Here is a 16,702-nt window from a genome sequence, read left to right on the forward strand (position 1 = left end):
AATAATCTGAGGATGCGGCCCTTTTATATTTAAAATACAAAAAAACATAGTGGTAGAGACGACCTTTCATACCACTTTGTCCATTGCCACTTGCTCTTTCACAGCATACAAAGATAAGGACAGGGTAATAGATGGCAAGCCAAAGTGGACAGCAGAAAGGAGACAGACGATGGCACAGCTGACGAAACAACAATTTATTGAACAATTAGCTCCGACGGTTATAAGAATAAAGCGAGAAGGATCAACGATGTTTCCATCTGTACGTTTAGCGCAAAATGTACTCGAAACCGGCGGTGTTATTCACCCGTGGTACAACTTAGGCGGAATCAAGGTGGGCAGTGGACAGACGAATGCATATTGGCACGGAGAAGCGGTCGTTAAAGGAACATGGGAGGTCGTCGATGGCCGAAGCGAGAGTACTCGCGCTGCTTTCCGAGCCTATGAGAGCGTCTATCATTTTTATAAGGATCTGGATTTGCTGCTTGCTACTTCGCGTTATGAGCGTGTTCGCAAGGCAGTGACGCCAGAACAGCAAGCTGACATGCTGTACGCATGCGGCTATGCGACAGATCCGGCTTATCCAGCCAAATTAAAAGCCATTATTTCGCAGTATGGGTTGAAAAAATATGATGTTTTAGGCAGCACGCCGCTGCCTAAGCCAGAGAAGCTGAAGGATGCAGAGCTTGTTGTCGTTTTGTACAAGGGAGAGGTTATTTCAGATGGCTACTTGCTCAAGGGTACAACTTGGGTACCGGCAAGGCTGCTTGGTGAAGCGCTTGGAGCGAAGATTGATTGGACAGGGAAAAAGGTTACCGTAAACGGCAAAGAGCTCGACTCGATTTTGTCCGAAGCAACAGGTTATGTCCAAATACGGGATCTGTCCGCAGAGCTTGGGTTAACCGCTAGTTGGGAGCCAGCTGCGCGAGTCATATTGCTGTCGCAGGTGAAAGCAGGCAGTTAGTTAAGCGATTTAAGCTTCTGCCATCCTCTACAAAATAAGCGAAAAGCCAGCGGATCATCCGTTGGCTTCTCTTGTTGTGGAGCAGTTTGGAAATCATGCTATGGAATGAGCAGTTTATTTGCCTTTCTTGGATGCAGCCCAAAAAGCGAGTACGACAAGGGGGATAAAAATGTACCACGGAATGGTAATTGTACCGCCAACAATAACAGCGAGCACCATCACGATCAAGACACCGAGAATAATGTAAAGACAGCCTCTGCCGAACGTTTCCATCATTAATCGCCTCCTAAAGCTTAGGTTTTGCCGGGGCAAAACCTCCTTCGCAAGCAGTTACTTCTTGAGAGTATATTCGGTAATAACGTTTTTATGGGTGATATGGTTCCAAAAATTGAAGGGACAAAGAGGCTGCTGTATGAAATCAAACGGCCCAAAACAAACAAAAAAATGACCCGCATCGCTGCGGGCCGGTGTCCTAGATCTATATATCAACAGTGGGGTTGATGTCTCTAAGTATAAAAAATGAACCTTAACGCAGCCTTAAAAATGTTTGTCGGTTTGTTTACAATAGCGCTCATTACGAATGGCAGGAATCGTCCAATAGGTTGCTATTCTCCAAATCCACTCCATCGGTCCCATTTTGAAAAAAGAGAGCCAGATCATACTGAATAACATTTGGATAATATAAATGCCGATGCAAAGCAGTGTCGTTTGAATATGGCTAAGCATGCCATTTAAATTAAAAAATGCTGCCGCCAAAAGCACGATAATCGTTTGCCCTAAATAGTTGGTTAAAGCCATTTGGCCATAGGCACGTAAAGGTTTGAGCAGCGTGCGAATAAAGGGATGCTGAACAGCCCGAACGAGAGTAGTTACATAAAATAAAGCGACAAGAAGGCCTATAAAAGCGGCTGCTCCTTGGTAAATTTGCATGGCTATCATTTCAGATGAAGAGCTGCCTTCTTCAATGACCATAAAATTTTGCTCGGGTAATATACGGTACTGGATAAAGACACCAATAGCGGCCATTGCAAAAGAGATCCAATGCAGCTTGCGGATCGCAGAATTTGACTCTGCAAGACGTTGAAACACCTTATATTGTCCAGCTGCAAGCCCAAGCAGAAACAAAGGTAGAATAAGCAATAGTTTGCCTCCTAGAAAGGCGGCAGGAAGTATAAGCGATAAAGCGATAATCAAATTGATTTTTGGTTTAAGCTTGTAGAAAGGAAGAAGGATAAAGCCGGCAATTGCGTAAAGAAACAAGGCCTCTCCAGGATGAAATTTCTGATGAACAAATCCTACGGCTAGCAAAAAAATAAGCCGTCGAATAAATAAAAGGTAGCCGTTATTGCCTTTCTCGATCGCTCTAGATAGAAATAAATAAAAGCCTAAGCCGAATAAAAAGGTGAATATGACATAGAAACGCGATTCTACCATTAAATCTAGAAAACGAGACATATACCAATTAGCAGTCCCCGCTTCAGCTGGCGCTACGTTAAGAAGGGGCAAAATATTGACAAGCAGAATGCCAATTAAAGCAAAACCTCGCAAATAATCAAGCGTTTCAATTCGTTTGTTTCCAGAAATGGGGTTCAAGCAGCATACACTCCTAATCTTTACTTTGAATATAAAATGGTTTGGATGTTATTTTAAAAGGAATCTTTCCCTGTGAAAATCACAACTATTATGACAGCAGCGACAGTTCTTATCGTTTTTAACCATTGATTCATAAGTGGTTGCCTCCTCTGATGTTTAATAATCTATTTCCTATCATAAAGAAAAAAACGATAGGCAGCCATCGATTAGAGTGACATTAAAGGTGACAAGATTGTAAGATGCACTGTAGGTAGAAACAGAAATAGGACGGAGCAGATTAAGCAGCTGCTCCGTCCTATTTTTAAGTAAACTGACTAATGTATCTGGTTATTGTCTGGAACAAAACGTCCATGCTCCGGAACCGCAATTTCTTTAAATTTTTTCGTAAGGAGCTTGAGATTATCAGACAAGGTTGCGCCAAACATCGGTTCCCCGTGACCGGTAATCGCCAAATTCGGATTCAGATCTTTGAGATTTCTAACGGATTGCTCGGCGGCTTTCCAATTCGTCGTAAAGTATTTAGGGGGACCGCTAATTTCCTGCTCCTGTGTGATGACCTTATATAGCGATTCCTGCTTAACTGTTGCAAATGCGTCACCAGCAATCAAAGTGCCATCCTCAGGACGGAAAAATGAAGTATGTCCTGGTGTATGCCCCGGCGTATGAATATACTTCCAGCCGGGCATTCCCGGCAGGCTGCCGTCTGTTGGAAAGGGATGAACTTTGTCGTCGAGGTGAATTCCTTTATGGGGGAAGAAGGTAGAAAGCTCAGACAAGAGACCGCCATGTACAGAGGAGTCCGCGGGCGGATAATCGGATTCTCCGGTCAAATAGGGCAGCTCCAGCTTGTGCGCGTACACGGGCACATTCCAGTGTTCAATCAATTCAATAATGGCACCGACATGATCGAAATGGCCATGAGTAAGCAGAATCGCTTGAGGAGCGGAATCAAAGCGTTCCTCTGCTTCTTTAATGATTTTATGGGCGGATCCTGGCATGCCTGCATCAATAAGGACCCATCCAGCTTCTGGTTTCTTTGGATCACCAACAAAACAAATATTCACGAATTGGATTGAGTAACAATAAACATCAGGCCGATAAGCAAGTCCATTTCCACTAGCAGAAGTCGTTATCGGCACAAAAGAATGCTCGAATGAGCTCTCCAACGTAAAACGCCTCCTTTTTCATCATTCTCTTGTATAAACTGTCCAAATGACTATTGGTTATGCTTTTGGCTTAAGCAGATCTTTATTTTTGGAATGAAATAATAGCAATTGGTACAAATTAAGGTGCATTATTTCTAGGAGGTGATGGTCATGGAGAAAACGTATGATTTACCCAAATTTCCGGAGTCTTATTGGTCAGAAACGTCGAGTCGGCAATCTTCATACGCCATACTTGAAGAAAATATAGAAGTCGATATTGCTGTCGTTGGCGGCGGGATTTCGGGTGTAACAGCTGCTTATTTATTAGCTCAGGAAGGGTTTAAAGTTGCCCTCATAGAAGCGGGTCAGCTTCTTAATGGAACAACGGCGCATACAACTGCGAAGATAACAGCGCAGCATGATCTTATTTATGATGAACTTATGCAGAAAGCTGGAGCGGAAAAGGCAGCATTATATTACAAAGCGAACAATGACGCCCTTCAATTCATTAAGGAAACGATCAAGCTGCATAAAATGGAATGCGGGTATTCCGTACAGGATGCGTATGTTTATACCGATTCAGAGGCATACATAACTAAGCTTGAGAACGAGATGTCTGCTTATTCGTCGCTCGGCATTCCTGGCTCTTTCACCGATCAAATTCCTTTGCAGATACCAGTCAAAGCGGCTGTCATCATGCAGGATCAAGCGCAGTTTCATCCACTGCAATATTTGTATGAGCTTGTGCGGAAGTTCGTGGAAGCAGGTGGATTTATTTATGAGAAAACGACAGCTATTGATGTAGAAACAGGTCCATTGCCGGAAGTGATTACAAGCAAAGGGCACCGTATCAAATGCAAGCATGTCGTTTCTTGTACTCATTTTCCATTCTTTGATGGGCATGGATTTTATTTCTCAAGAATGCATGCAGATCGTTCCTATGTACTCGGCATTCATGTTGAGGATGACATTAAAGGCGGCATGTACATAAGCGCTGAGGACCCGAAGCGCTCCATTCGCTATGTAGAAACGTCGAAAAACACAAGGCTGCTTCTCATTGGCGGTCAAAGCCATAAAACAGGCCAAGGGATCTGTACAATTAATTATTATGAGGAGCTGAAAAGATACGCGGAGCAGCATTTTCGGGTAAAGGAAATTGCGTATCGTTGGTCGGCCCAGGATCTTGTTACTGGCGACAAAATTCCATATATTGGACGAATAACGGAATCTTCCACTAATGTTTTTGTTGCGACAGGCTATCGTAAATGGGGCATGACGAATGGCACAGCCGCAGCTTTGCTTATTAGAGATTTAATTTTGAAAAAGGATAATGCATATGAGGAGCTTTATGCGCCTTCACGCTCGATGTCGTTCGGAACGATCGCGAATCTTATTGTAGATAACGCAGATGTGGCGAAGCATCTTATCGCGGGCAAACTCGAAATGGCACATAAGCGTCCGGAGGATTTGGCACTGGATGAAGGCAGTGTCGTGCTTTTGCATGGAAAAAGAGCAGGAGCTTACAAATCAGAAGATGGAAAATTATTTCTCGTAGACACAACCTGCACACATATGGGCTGTGAAGTGGAATGGAATAATGGGGATCGCACATGGGATTGTCCTTGTCATGGCTCTAGATTTGCGATTAATGGCGATGTGATGGAGGGGCCTGCAGAAGAGCCTTTAAAAACCTTGCATCTTCGGCATTAAAAATGAACCCAGATACGTCAAACTATTCAAAATACGAAAGGAGTACATCTGTGAAAAAAAAGTGGGACTTAGCAGCTTTAGCATCCATTCCATTAATTATGACGCTCGCTAACTCAATGTTGATTCCCGTATTGCCCTTAATGAAGAAAAAACTGAATATCTCTTCTGTGCAGTCGAGCTTAATCATAACGGTTTATGCTGCAGTCTCGATTATTTGTATTCCAATCGCTGGGTATCTGTCAGATCGTTTCGGACGGAAAATAGTCATTATTATAGGCTTGTCCATAGCAGCGATCGGAGGACTGATATCAGGCTTAGCAGCATGGTTGATGCATTCCCRCGTTTATGCGGTCATTTTGGCAGGTCGATTTATACAAGGGATTGGGGCTGCAGGTGCTTTTCCAATTGTGCTTCCGTTAGTCGGTGACATGTTCGAAAGCGAGGAGGAAGTAAGCAGTGGGCTCGGGATGATTGAAACCTCCAATACATTTGGAAAAGTGCTCAGTCCGGTATTAGGTTCGGCGCTTGCCCTTGTTATATGGTACTTGCCGCTTGCTGTTATTCCGTTCATATCTTTAATTTCAATTATTGGGGTTATTTTCCTCGTAAAGGAGCCTAAATCAAAGCAAAAGAAAAAAGAAGAGAGCAGTATAAAGAAGTTTTTTCAATCCATTAAATCGATTCTCGCTGAGAAGGGTCACTGGCTTTATGCAACTTTTGCCATTGGTGGTCTTGCAATGTTCATTATGTTCGGATTTCTATATTACTTGTCATCGGTCTTAGAGGACCATTACAAAATCGAAGGCATCTGGAAAGGATTGCTGCTTGCCATTCCTTTAAGCGCCATATGCCTTGCTTCGTTCATCACTGGAAAAATTGTAGGGGAAAACAAAGCGAAAATGAAGTGGTTTATTGTCATTGGCACTGCTGTACTTGCGGGGATGATGCTGGTTTGTGGAATCATTAATACGAAAGGGATATTTTTTCTAATTACCTTTATGTTCATAAGCGGAGCTGGTATTGGCTTAGCCTTGCCGAGCTTGGACGCTTTAATAACGGAAGGAATAGAGAAAAAACAGCGAGGCACCATTACCTCGCTGTATAGCAGCACACGTTTTATAGGCGTAGCCGTAGGTCCGTTGATCGCATCAGTACTACTCAAAAACGAAGCATTGCTATTTTATTTGTTTGCGGGATTTGCATTGCTTTGCTCCATACTGGCATTGCTGACAATTAAGCCAAGCAATCAAAAATCGACTTCGTGAGAAGGAATATCTATGATCAGCTGCACGAAGCATTTCGAGGATGGGTTAGCTGCATGCTATCCCATCTTTATCACGATCTAGTTTCAATGAGTATCCGGGGTCTCCTTTATGTAAAGGCGCGGCACCAGCTGCTTTAGCAGCTGCACAATTGGCATAATAAACGGTCTCTTCTGTTGGCTTCGGCTGCTCCATCGCTTCATCAACAACGAATAATACACGCGTTCCGTCCTTTAAATCAGTCAAAAGATTTCCAATCCACGAACCAGCGCCGCGATTATCCTTAGGAGAAACATAAGCGATATCCGCACCAGCACCGCCTTCTTTGCACATGGCCATCGGCCATTCATCTCGATCATAGCCCTTTTTGGTTGGAATACCCCGTAATGAGGCTTCACGATTAGCGTTAGCGCCATCTCGATCGATCGTACAAACCGCGGAAGCACCTGCACGAATGGCTGCTGCAATATGCGCCATCGTCTCTGGATAACGATCAGCAGGCAAATGAATCGTCATCCCATACTCTGAAGCAGTGGGAGCCGGCTTTGAATCAGAACTGATAATGAATTGTCCGCATCCTGTGAGGATAAGCGTGAGGGTGAGTAATGCGGCTAACAATGATCTCATGATGTGTCTCCATTTCTAGTCATTTGAAACCATCATACAATACAGCATGCAATTGCGGATAGGATGAGGTTTACAATACTGTGTTAAAACGGATAATTTCGAATATAAAATGAATTCAACGGAGAAAAAAGAAGACCTATCGAGTAGGTCTTCGGAGGAAGTGTTTGAGGATAATATAGCAGCTCAGCGTTTAGAGGGTTATCTGCCGTAACCGCCGAATGCACCACAAGTGCAAGCGATAATAACGAGCAAAATGAAAAGGACCAGAATCGTACCAGTGTTAGTGAAAGCACCGCCAACGTGACCGGACATTTTTCATAGCACCTCCTTTGAATTGAAGATTCTATAGGTTATGCTCCACTTTTGCTCTTTGATTGGGTGTTTGTCATAGAGACATTTTATATATGTCACTAGCCTATGAGAGCCTTTTGTGATGGAGAATTTGGACATTTATTAGGAATTCAGCATATGGGATATGCTTTATTTTAAAACGTGTGCAGAAGGATTAGAGATATCTTTATTTTTAATGAGCTGCAATAAAAGGTCAAAAAATTGTTGACGCTGCTCAGTGGAGAAGTTGCCTAATAATTGCTCTGCAATTTCGGCTTGAAATGCTAGAACTTGACTTATATTCGCTTGCGCGAGTTCGGTGAGCTCCAACAGCGTAGCTCGACGATCAGTCGGATCAGGGATTCGGATAAGTAGCTTATCCCGTTCCAGAGCATCAACAAAATCGGTTACGGTACGCGCTTTAATGCCTAGTTCAGATGCTAGTTCATTCATGCGAATTTTCCCGGCTTTGTAGACGACAGATAGAAGGCGCAGCCTTGGGCCGGTAATTTGATAAGGCATGTTAAGCGCGGATAATTGTGTTTCAAATTCTCTTTGAATATAGTGTGTTGTCCTCATTAATACATGAATGATGTCTATAGGTACCGGATTGTCCGAGTGCGTAAACATAAGTGCCTCCTTGTTCGACGTACAATCGGTATCGCCGAGCTGTTTATTTTCTATTTTAGCTGATTGTTTTCAAGTTGCAAAACTTCGCATACGTTATTAGCTAATACCAGCTATATCATTATTTCATATCTTGACACCTCTAATATTAGTGTGTATCCTCAGTAATATAATATAGTGAGGATACTCACTAAAATGAAAGAAATTTTTAATAGGATTAAATTGATAATTATTGGAGGGAATGGCATGGTTGGTTCGGAATTTAAAAATGGGGACAAGCTGCTGCGAGTACTCGTTGTTACTTTAATATTTTCAGTAATGAACGGCACGATGTTTAATGTGGCTCTTCCGGCAATCGGTGAGGAGTTTAATCTGATTCCTTCACAAGTGAGCTGGATGATGACGTCTTATATGGTGTTATATGCGATTGGATCAATCGTGTTTGGAAAACTAGCAGACAAATATCGTTTAAAGGATTTGCTGACGTATGGACTAATCGTGTTTGCTCTCGGCTCGCTCATCGGCTTGCTTGCTACCGAGTATTGGATGATTATTGCCGGTCGCATTCTGCAAGCAGCTGGCGCCTCGGTGCTTCCAGCTACGGCTATGATTATACCCATTCGATATTTCTCGCCTGAAAAGAGGGGGAGGGCACTAGGAACCTCAGCAATTGGGCTTGCATTAGGAAGTGCTATGGGGCCAGTAGTAGCAGGATTAATTACAAGTGTAGGGAACTGGAGGCTTTTGTTTGTCATATCGCTGCTTCCGTTACTCACACTTCCTTTCTTTCGTAAATATTTGGATCATTCGAAAGGCACTGCGGGGAAAATAGATTTTATTGGCGGTGGCTTGCTTGCTGCGGCGGTTGCGATCTTCTTACTTGCGATTACGCAGAGCAGCGGCTTACTCTTCGCAGCAGGGCTTGTGCTGCTCGTTATCTTTATTATCCGAATTAGGACTACGGACAATCCCTTTATTCAGCCAAGGCTATTTCGCAACAAAAATTACTCTATAGGGTTGTTTATAGCTTTCATAACGACAGCGATGAGCTTCAGTTTAACGTTTATGTCACCTCAATTTTTAACAGCATTAAATCATTTATCGCCTAGCAGCATTGGTTTTGTCCTGTTTCCAGCAGCGATTGCCTCAGCGATAATGGGACGCAGGGGCGGCAAATTGGCTGACGAACGCGGCAACTTTACACTCGTTTCTATCGCAGCTTTGTTAATTTTCTCATGCTTCGTGCTTTTATCTACATTTATTGGAGTGTCTCCGTACGTGATAGCGCTCATTCTCATAGCGGGCAATGTTGGACAAACCTTCATGCAAATTGCAATGTCGAATACGATATCTCGGACGTTGCCGAAAGAAGAGACGGGTGTAGGCATGGGATTGTTGTCGATGATCAACTTTATCTCTGGTGCCATTGCGATGAGCTTAATTGGCAAATTGCTTGATAAAGGTTCATCATCCTTTCACTTAAATCCGATTGTGACGAATCCAACAGCGTATATGTACAGTAATATTTTTGTTGTACTAAGTATTGTAATTGTTGTTGCAATCGTTATATATCGTCTGCAGTTTGGAGCAGCTAAAGCTGTTGCACGAGCTAATCAATAATGTATATTCTTGTTAATTGGAATACTACAAATGCTGCTGCTACAAACATTAATAGACGACCTGTAACAAGGAGCATGAGCCCGAAGAAAAGATATTTTGCTAGCGTAGTATCAAACAACGAAATGAATAAATGAAGCAAAGCCTTCCATGGATTGAATTCGCTGGAGAAAAATAGGAGCATCACCTTCTTTACCTAATTATTGGGATTATACCATTTGAATAGTGGATGATTACAGTTTTTTTTGAGAATGCTCGATGCAGAGTATAACAAAATAAAGTAACAGCATTCATAAGAAAAAGGGGTGCTCGCCAAGTAGGTTTGCCTACTAGGGGAGCACCCCTTTGTTCGTTTTATAATGGCATTGTCCATACAATTTCAGCGATTCGAACGCAAGCCTGACGGCTGTGTAATTGCAGGAGCACATGGTCCGGTTTTACGTCAATGATAGATCCTTCGATTGCTCCCCTCGTTGTTTCGAGTAATACGCAGCGACCAGTTAAGCGCATGAGGGCTTCTACTACATAAGGATCAATGGCCGATACGGTTTGAATTTGAACAGGATTACTCTGAACTGGACTGACGTTGCTTGGTTGATACAAATTATCCACTCCTTAAATATAGGTTCTAACCCATCATATGCAGATGTCTAGTGCGTGGAGTGGGCTAAAGCCCTGTATTATTATTCGATTCGTTTGACATGCACAAAAGTAATAAATAGGTATAACATACTATTTTTAAAAACCGATGAGAACTACAGTAGATACAGGGGGATAAAGATTGAGAATTACAAAGGAATCACTGGCTGAAAGAATTAATTTAATATCGGAGAGAGCAACTTGGATTTGAGCAGTACAAACGTGATGTTATTTTTATTTGGCTACTCCTCCAATTTAATTTCTATTTTGCTGAATAAAGCAATTAAAAAAGTTGAACAGTTGTTTAATGTTCAACAATAAATGAAAAGAGGACGTTCCATAAGTAGTCATGAGCGCTGGAGCAGTTACTCGATTTGAACAAAAAAGCTGGATAACATTAAAAAATAGCGGTGCTGGGGGGTTATGCCTGCACCGCTATTTCCTATTGTGGTATATCGCTGCTTGTATAAGTGGAATATGGGTAAGCGAGAGCCTCACCAGCATTAGATTCACTTTAGCAGACTGCGAAGCAGGAACTGAACTCTGCCTGAACTGCTGGTAATTCTTTTTCCAACCCTTTTATCCAGCCCTGACGGCAATCACGTCCGGATTCACTCCACTCATTCGTCTCACTGATCTCACCGAAATCGCATAACATCCTAAGCTCACATCTATCTCTAACGAACTGTATTCTGCTTATTTAGCATAAAACTGCCTTTCTGAAGTTTTAACGAACCGTATAGACGTTATAGCTTGCTGAAGAGGGTGTTAAGCGTTATTTTTCTCGGAATAACGTCTCTGGAGTTCGTTAAAATTTTAATCCGTTATAAATGGGTTAAATAAGAGCTGCTGAGTTCGTTAGCTATATGTCTAGCAGGGGAGAGCATTGTTGGAAGCAGTGAAATCAAAGAAAAGCTTCATCAACCAAACAAAGTAAGGGTTGTTCCTAACGTAGATAGATCTACTTTTGAGCGAGCCCCTCTTTATTTTCGTTGAGTAATGAAGATTTTTTTGCTAACGATTACTACATTATCGGGTGTTGAAGAACTAACCATAATCATTACCATAAGTAACGTTCACTATTTTTTCTTGTTTTTCTTATTGAAACTCCACAGGTGATTGAGCCATTATGTAATTAAAAGGAGTGTAGTTATTGCTAGGTAATTGTTTGTTTAATTTAATTTTAGTAACTACAGTTCCAATTAAGAGAAACATCAGTAACGCTGAATATGATCAAGAGACCTGAGTCCATGAGTGATCACATCCTTAGAATAATTTTATAAATCGATATACTGCTCCTTATTAAAGACAGGTAATTCCTAAACCGAAATCATTTTCAGCATAAAAAATGTAAATATGAGCACTATAATTATTGGGCAATAAAGGACTATAACAATAATTATTGGAGGTTTATTCAATGAGCGTGAAAAAGGATGCTGCTGATTTTCTAGAAAATCAACAATTGCAGCAAGCACAGCAAGAGGTTCAGGTGGCGCATCAATTGATGCAAGTAGAGAGTCAAGAATTACTAGAAGCGGAACAGCTCCTGCAAACGGAGATTCAACATGTTTTACAGGCTCAACAACAAGTGAAACAAGAACAACAAGATATTCAAGCAGCACAACAATTACTACAACAAGCACAAGCTGCTGCTATCGCTTCTCAAAACAATCCACTTCAAGACTCCTAAGAGCTAAAGTGTTGAAACGCAATGGCAATGAAATAAGTGAAGATGAAAAGCCTTCGGATAAATCTGTAGGCTCTTTCATGTGTTCGTGAACAAGATTCGTGTGATTCGTGTGGTAGGGGACATATATAGGATTAATTAATTATGAAACTGGTTCATATTGAAAATCAAGATTCTGAGTCGTCTTGTTTTGCTATTTTAATAAAACTTAAAACAATAACTATTAACTGTAATGTTAATAGAAAAAATTCGATTATATAATTTCTATTTCTATTTCTACTCATCGCAATGCCTTCTCTCGACAAATTCTTTGATAATCCCACTAAATTTTAACATACCAAACAAAGTAAGAATACACAATCTGAGCCTAAAATAGGCTGATATTATTGGATTGATGTAGAATCAGAAATTGAGACTTCACCTAAAGTGTTACATCGTTAGTACCAGAACGAGGAGAAACTAAAAAAAAGGGCCCCGATGAAGAGCCCATTCATAAACCAAATCATAAATAAAAATCATGCTATCCGCGTTGTAACAGTAAATAGCCGGATACAGCTGTTGTTCTCTTGCTAACAACTACAATAAAGCCGTTCTTCTTCAAGCATTTTATTGCAGGGATAAGGAGCGAGCCTGAAGTTAGTTTGCTTTCACAAGGTTTAGCACTGCCGATGACACGGGAAGCAGTAATCTTGCGAGCAGAACCGGGGATAAGCGGGTTTCTTGTCCAGGATACTAATACTAAATCAGGTTCTAAAGGAATACCTACAGAAGACATATCTATCACCTCGCTTTCACTAGACTCTATATCAAATGCTGGAGGATGATAGATTGTGACTTAAATGATGCCTTTTTTTGAGATACATTGAAATGATAGATTGATAAGTAGTATAAAATTAAAAGTAAATCAGAAAAAAGAGCCGTCAGGATGTTTTCCTGCGAATTTGCGAATCAGTCACTGTAAACAGGTATTAAAATCGTCAAATTCTTAAGTAAATTTAGTTTAGTTGGTTATGGTAAGCTTTTAAAACGATTACATAATGTATTTCGTTCAAGGGAGATAGTACTATATCATTAATTAAATATTGCCTTTTATTTGTTCGACATAGCAAAACGTAAAGTCGAAATTTGTTTAGGGTACCTCGCTTGTTAATTTCATTATACAGGTGAAAGAAAGGTGTAAAGAGTGTAGAATATGCTCAATAGATTTCCTCTTTTAAGTGAGGTGAGGAATTACGATGTTAACAATTGAACGTTATTTGACGCTGTACGGGCGGTTTGCGAGTGAGCTTGGAGCAGGTGCAGCGGCGGAGGCATCACTGGAGAAAATAGCTGAGGCGCTGTATTGTACGGAACGAAATGCCAAGCTTGTTCTCCGCAAACTGTCAGAGGAAGGCTTCATCGAGTGGAGGGCAGGAAGAGGCAGAGGCAACCGATCACAGATTACTTTCCGGAAAGACCGAGAGAAGCTGCTTCTGGATCTGTCACGACAATATGCCGAAGACGGTGATTATAATAAGTCTTTTCATCTTCTCCAGAACTTTGGGGAAGGAACGGCGGCCAATGAAAAATTTATGGAGTGGATGAGAGGTAGCTTTGGCTTCCACAAACAGCAGGGGAAACTGGTTGATGTGCTGCGCCTTCCTATTACAAGGACGATCATGACTCTGGATCCGGCAGAATGTATCTTTTCATTTGATGCGCATATCATTCAGCAGATTTGTGACAGACTTGTCGTGCTGGAGGAGAATACGGGCCGAATATTGCCCGGTATCGCCCATGAGTGGGAATGCAATGAGGATGCTACAGTATGGACTTTTCATCTGAGGAAAAGCGTATTATTCCATGACGGAACTGAACTTACCGCAGCTGATGTTGTCTTTACGATAGAACGTCTGAGAAGCGGAAAACTGAATAGCTGGATTATGCGGTCGCTGGACAGAGTCGAAGCCATATCAGAACGGATTGTACGCATTCAATTGCATAAACCCAACTGGTTATTTCTCAAATATGCCTGCTCCGTTGTATTGTCAATATTGCCTTCAGGGCTGCTCGGGCAAAGCGAAGAGATGTTCTGGAAGCGTCCTATTGGCACAGGCCCTTTCCAGATTGAAGAGTGGAACAGTGGAAGGATGCTGCTTGAAGCAAATGTACAATATTTTCAATCACGTCCTCATTTGGACCAGGTCGAAATCGTACATGTACCGCAGCATGAAGCTCTTAAGGCCAATGTGGCAAGTTGGAAGCAACTGATTTGTGATCCGAAGCAGCTGGCTGTGATTGAAGAGAACGGCTGGATCAAGCTTGAATCCAAGAACGTCTGTACGAGTATGCTGAGCTTTAACATGCAGAGAGCAGGACTTCAGCAGTCGGAGATGTTTCGCTCTATTTTAGATCAGCTGCTTGACCGGAAGCGAATGATTCGCGAACTTGGAGGTTACCGGTATATGCCGGCCAAAGGTTTTTTCCCTAAATCAGAACCTTCTGAAGGAATAAGGGAAGCAGGTTGCGATGAGGAGCTGCGCAAGCAGATTATCCGATACGGATTCGATCAATCGCCGATTTCGTTATGTTCGCATACGAGTAATGAGGCTGATGCCCGATGGATTCAGAAGCAGTGTACTGACTATGGCATTAAGATGCAGGTTCGTGTTGAGTCACCGGAGAATGTGCTGGATGAGGTTGATGTGACGCTGTATTCGCTCGTATTTCCTGAGGATGAGGTTAGTTTGATCGAGAGCTGTGAACAGGAAGACAGCTTCTTGAAGAGACTAATGACGCCGGAGCTGTCGGTTTGGACACTTGATCGATTTGATGAAGCGCTTGCTTGCAGGAATTCGCCAGACCGAATGGCTATTTACACAGAAATTGAAGAGAGAATTCGGGAGGAGTACCAGGTCTTATTCTTGCTTCATAGTAAATTTTATACCGACTACCATCCTTCTTTAAAAGGAGTTCGGATCAATTCGCTCGGCTGGATTGATTTCAAACACATTTGGCGTGCCTAACAATTGGTTACTCTTTTATATCTTTAAAATAATGAATGAGATTTAGAAAATCCCCCTCAAAAGCCATTCAGAGGAGGATTTATTTCATTGCTAATTAACTAAAAGACTCAGCAGCATTTATAAAAGTTTCTTGCTTATATTCTACTGTTCTTTGTTGAATACTTTTAATAAAATTATGTAATGTTAAAGGTTCATTGAACAATACGAGTACTGTTTAAGGGGAATCGCGCGAATTATTCGCCGACACAATATGGTGAACCTTACCCAAAATAAGAAAAAAAGCATTTCCTGGATATTTCATTATTTTAAAAACCTTGTATCTTTTTTAAAATTGGGTTGTCTTATATTGAGTGGCGTATTGATATGACAAGGGGGATGGGGCTGAAGGATTTGCAGATAGTGTAACTAAACGGAATTGATAATACACGGTTGGTCGAGACCCTAATTTGTAGTTAATGAAAAGCCCTAGGCTGTGAGCTAAAACCGGCAGGATTTCGACAACTGGTTGCGATTCTTGTCTCACAAACAGGGAGAAGTCTCCATAATAATAGGGAGGCTTTTTTCCTGTTTTTGCATGTGCTTTGGATTTTCGATATCGTTATAAATGATGGCGTTTATTACATTTGTGCAAAGTCATCTGGCTGCATAGCATCCCATTCATCGCTTCGATATGCTTTACCATTATATCTTACATAATACAGCATATTCAGGTTTTTAATTTCTTGTTTTAATACTTTCTTATCAAATGGTCCGTTTCCGAAAATTTCATTTAAATCTTCATTTAATAAATTCAAAATTTCATCCGGCATCATGGCGTTACTATTATCGATAAGCTCTACCCCTGAGTACTCCAAGTTCATTTTAATTTTAAATCCGGAACTGACAATCCCTTTTATTAATAATGTGGAGTTACTTTTTGGTTTTTGTTTAATTTCATCAAAAAACACGGAACAATTAATACCTTCTGGAATCAAGGGAACACCTCATATCTAATTTTACTCCTTAACAGGAGTCTATTAGTATTGTACACCTAATTTATTTATTTCTCTCTCTTATTTAAGATTCTTCTTTATTATTTTAAAATCTGGATCGTCTACACTAAGTTATACAGAAAAAATAAGGGCTAGTAGAATGAAGGGAACAGAGAAGGAGCGAATCTACTATGCCAAAACCAAGACGTACATTTACTACCGAGTTTAAGAAGCAGATGATCCAGCTCTACGATAGTGGAAAATCAAGAGCAAACATCATTAAGGAATATGATCTGAGTGCTTCTGCATTGATCGTTGGATCGCACAAAGTCAGAAGACAGGTTCCTTTAAAGAAAAAGATAATCGCACAGAGGAAGAAAACGAACTCCTAGCTTTACGTAAAGAAATTCAACGTTTGAAAATGGAGAACGATATTTTAAAGCAAGCCGCGCTGATCATGGGACGAAAGTAAATGTGATTCGCAATAATGCACACAAGTACTCGGTATCAGCAATGTGCGCAGTCCTA

The 16,702-nt window shown here is 41.4% G+C and carries 15 protein-coding genes and 2 pseudogenes; 7 read left to right on the plus strand and 10 right to left on the minus strand.

What is annotated here, in order from left to right:
* The first annotated feature begins 169 nt into the window (after positions 1 to 169).
* Positions 170 to 961, plus strand: coding sequence for a glucosaminidase domain-containing protein (locus tag AB4Z45_RS24865; protein ID WP_441912301.1), 792 nt, complete (start codon positions 170 to 172; stop codon positions 959 to 961).
* Between the two features lie 114 nt (positions 962 to 1,075).
* Here the strand turns inward: AB4Z45_RS24865 and AB4Z45_RS24870 are convergent, their stop codons facing one another.
* The 3 genes from AB4Z45_RS24870 to AB4Z45_RS24880 all read right to left on the minus strand — a co-directional run bounded on the left by AB4Z45_RS24870 (position 1,076) and on the right by AB4Z45_RS24880 (position 3,720).
* On the minus strand, positions 1,076 to 1,237 hold the full coding sequence (locus tag AB4Z45_RS24870) for a hypothetical protein (protein ID WP_179089800.1): 162 nt from the start codon (positions 1,235 to 1,237) through the stop codon (positions 1,076 to 1,078).
* A gap of 261 nt (positions 1,238 to 1,498) precedes the next feature.
* Positions 1,499 to 2,554 (minus strand): DUF418 domain-containing protein, encoded by a 1,056-nt coding sequence (locus AB4Z45_RS24875; RefSeq protein WP_441912302.1) that lies wholly within the window; start codon positions 2,552 to 2,554, stop codon positions 1,499 to 1,501.
* Between the two features lie 314 nt (positions 2,555 to 2,868).
* Entirely contained in the window at positions 2,869 to 3,720 is an 852-nt protein-coding gene (locus AB4Z45_RS24880; protein ID WP_441912303.1) for an MBL fold metallo-hydrolase, read from the minus strand.
* A gap of 150 nt (positions 3,721 to 3,870) precedes the next feature.
* On the opposite strand from AB4Z45_RS24880, the gene AB4Z45_RS24885 reads away from it, so the two are divergent.
* Positions 3,871 to 5,409 (plus strand): FAD-dependent oxidoreductase, encoded by a 1,539-nt coding sequence (locus tag AB4Z45_RS24885; protein ID WP_441912304.1) that lies wholly within the window; start codon positions 3,871 to 3,873, stop codon positions 5,407 to 5,409.
* Positions 5,410 to 5,411: 2 nt separating this feature from the next.
* Positions 5,412 to 6,674, plus strand: a complete 1,263-nt coding sequence (locus AB4Z45_RS24890; RefSeq protein ID WP_441912305.1) for an MFS transporter — start codon at positions 5,412 to 5,414, stop codon at positions 6,672 to 6,674.
* 45 nt (positions 6,675 to 6,719) lie between these two features.
* Here the strand turns inward: AB4Z45_RS24890 and AB4Z45_RS24895 are convergent, their stop codons facing one another.
* The 4 genes and pseudogenes from AB4Z45_RS24895 to AB4Z45_RS24910 all read right to left on the minus strand — a co-directional run bounded on the left by AB4Z45_RS24895 (position 6,720) and on the right by AB4Z45_RS24910 (position 8,258).
* Positions 6,720 to 6,866, minus strand: coding sequence for an excalibur calcium-binding domain-containing protein (locus tag AB4Z45_RS24895; protein WP_256710905.1), 147 nt, complete (start codon positions 6,864 to 6,866; stop codon positions 6,720 to 6,722).
* A gap of 9 nt (positions 6,867 to 6,875) precedes the next feature.
* Positions 6,876 to 7,298, minus strand: a pseudogene (locus AB4Z45_RS24900) (NucA/NucB deoxyribonuclease domain-containing protein); the annotation flags it as partial.
* A 198-nt stretch (positions 7,299 to 7,496) separates the two neighbouring features.
* On the minus strand, positions 7,497 to 7,610 hold the full coding sequence (locus AB4Z45_RS24905) for a sporulation protein YjcZ (RefSeq protein ID WP_083681988.1): 114 nt from the start codon (positions 7,608 to 7,610) through the stop codon (positions 7,497 to 7,499).
* 168 nt (positions 7,611 to 7,778) lie between these two features.
* Complete coding sequence (locus tag AB4Z45_RS24910) at positions 7,779 to 8,258, minus strand: MarR family winged helix-turn-helix transcriptional regulator (RefSeq protein WP_441912306.1); 480 nt, start codon at positions 8,256 to 8,258, stop codon at positions 7,779 to 7,781.
* A gap of 243 nt (positions 8,259 to 8,501) precedes the next feature.
* Here AB4Z45_RS24910 and AB4Z45_RS24915 point away from each other — a divergent pair, with 243 nt between their 5' ends.
* Positions 8,502 to 9,875 (plus strand): MFS transporter, encoded by a 1,374-nt coding sequence (locus AB4Z45_RS24915; RefSeq protein WP_441912307.1) that lies wholly within the window; start codon positions 8,502 to 8,504, stop codon positions 9,873 to 9,875.
* Positions 9,876 to 10,226: 351 nt separating this feature from the next.
* Here AB4Z45_RS24915 and AB4Z45_RS24920 read toward each other — a convergent pair whose 3' ends face one another.
* Positions 10,227 to 10,475 carry a DUF2642 domain-containing protein gene (locus tag AB4Z45_RS24920; RefSeq protein ID WP_339208868.1) on the minus strand — a complete coding sequence of 83 codons (249 nt, stop codon included), beginning with the start codon at positions 10,473 to 10,475 and terminating at the stop codon, positions 10,227 to 10,229.
* 1,453 nt (positions 10,476 to 11,928) lie between these two features.
* On the opposite strand from AB4Z45_RS24920, the gene AB4Z45_RS24925 reads away from it, so the two are divergent.
* Positions 11,929 to 12,201, plus strand: coding sequence for a hypothetical protein (locus AB4Z45_RS24925; RefSeq protein WP_441912308.1), 273 nt, complete (start codon positions 11,929 to 11,931; stop codon positions 12,199 to 12,201).
* A 517-nt stretch (positions 12,202 to 12,718) separates the two neighbouring features.
* Here AB4Z45_RS24925 and AB4Z45_RS24930 read toward each other — a convergent pair.
* Positions 12,719 to 12,973, minus strand: coding sequence for a hypothetical protein (locus AB4Z45_RS24930; protein ID WP_339208871.1), 255 nt, complete (start codon positions 12,971 to 12,973; stop codon positions 12,719 to 12,721).
* A gap of 460 nt (positions 12,974 to 13,433) precedes the next feature.
* On the opposite strand from AB4Z45_RS24930, the gene AB4Z45_RS24935 reads away from it, so the two are divergent.
* Entirely contained in the window at positions 13,434 to 15,203 is a 1,770-nt protein-coding gene (locus AB4Z45_RS24935) for an ABC transporter substrate-binding protein (RefSeq protein ID WP_441912309.1), read from the plus strand.
* A gap of 617 nt (positions 15,204 to 15,820) precedes the next feature.
* Here AB4Z45_RS24935 and AB4Z45_RS24940 read toward each other — a convergent pair.
* Positions 15,821 to 16,177: a hypothetical protein gene (locus AB4Z45_RS24940; RefSeq protein ID WP_441912310.1), complete on the minus strand. Its 357-nt coding sequence runs from the start codon at positions 16,175 to 16,177 to the stop codon at positions 15,821 to 15,823.
* 188 nt (positions 16,178 to 16,365) lie between these two features.
* On the opposite strand from AB4Z45_RS24940, the pseudogene AB4Z45_RS24945 reads away from it, so the two are divergent.
* A pseudogene (locus AB4Z45_RS24945) lies at positions 16,366 to 16,702 on the plus strand (transposase); the annotation flags it as partial.

The organism is Paenibacillus sp. MCAF9 (assembly GCF_052114265.1).
Taxonomy (GTDB): domain Bacteria; phylum Bacillota; class Bacilli; order Paenibacillales; family Paenibacillaceae; genus Pristimantibacillus.

Coding starts and splice junctions, on each gene's coding strand:
- AB4Z45_RS24895 (WP_256710905.1), bottom strand. CDS start 6,866: ATGGAGCAGCCGAAGCCAACAGAAGAGACCGTTTATTATGCCAATTGT.
- AB4Z45_RS24905 (WP_083681988.1), bottom strand. CDS start 7,610: ATGTCCGGTCACGTTGGCGGTGCTTTCACTAACACTGGTACGATTCTG.
- AB4Z45_RS24865 (WP_441912301.1), top strand. CDS start 170: ATGGCACAGCTGACGAAACAACAATTTATTGAACAATTAGCTCCGACG.
- AB4Z45_RS24925 (WP_441912308.1), top strand. CDS start 11,929: ATGAGCGTGAAAAAGGATGCTGCTGATTTTCTAGAAAATCAACAATTG.
- AB4Z45_RS24935 (WP_441912309.1), top strand. CDS start 13,434: ATGTTAACAATTGAACGTTATTTGACGCTGTACGGGCGGTTTGCGAGT.
- AB4Z45_RS24885 (WP_441912304.1), top strand. CDS start 3,871: ATGGAGAAAACGTATGATTTACCCAAATTTCCGGAGTCTTATTGGTCA.
- AB4Z45_RS24870 (WP_179089800.1), bottom strand. CDS start 1,237: ATGATGGAAACGTTCGGCAGAGGCTGTCTTTACATTATTCTCGGTGTC.
- AB4Z45_RS24915 (WP_441912307.1), top strand. CDS start 8,502: ATGGTTGGTTCGGAATTTAAAAATGGGGACAAGCTGCTGCGAGTACTC.
- AB4Z45_RS24930 (WP_339208871.1), bottom strand. CDS start 12,973: ATGTCTTCTGTAGGTATTCCTTTAGAACCTGATTTAGTATTAGTATCC.
- AB4Z45_RS24910 (WP_441912306.1), bottom strand. CDS start 8,258: ATGTTTACGCACTCGGACAATCCGGTACCTATAGACATCATTCATGTA.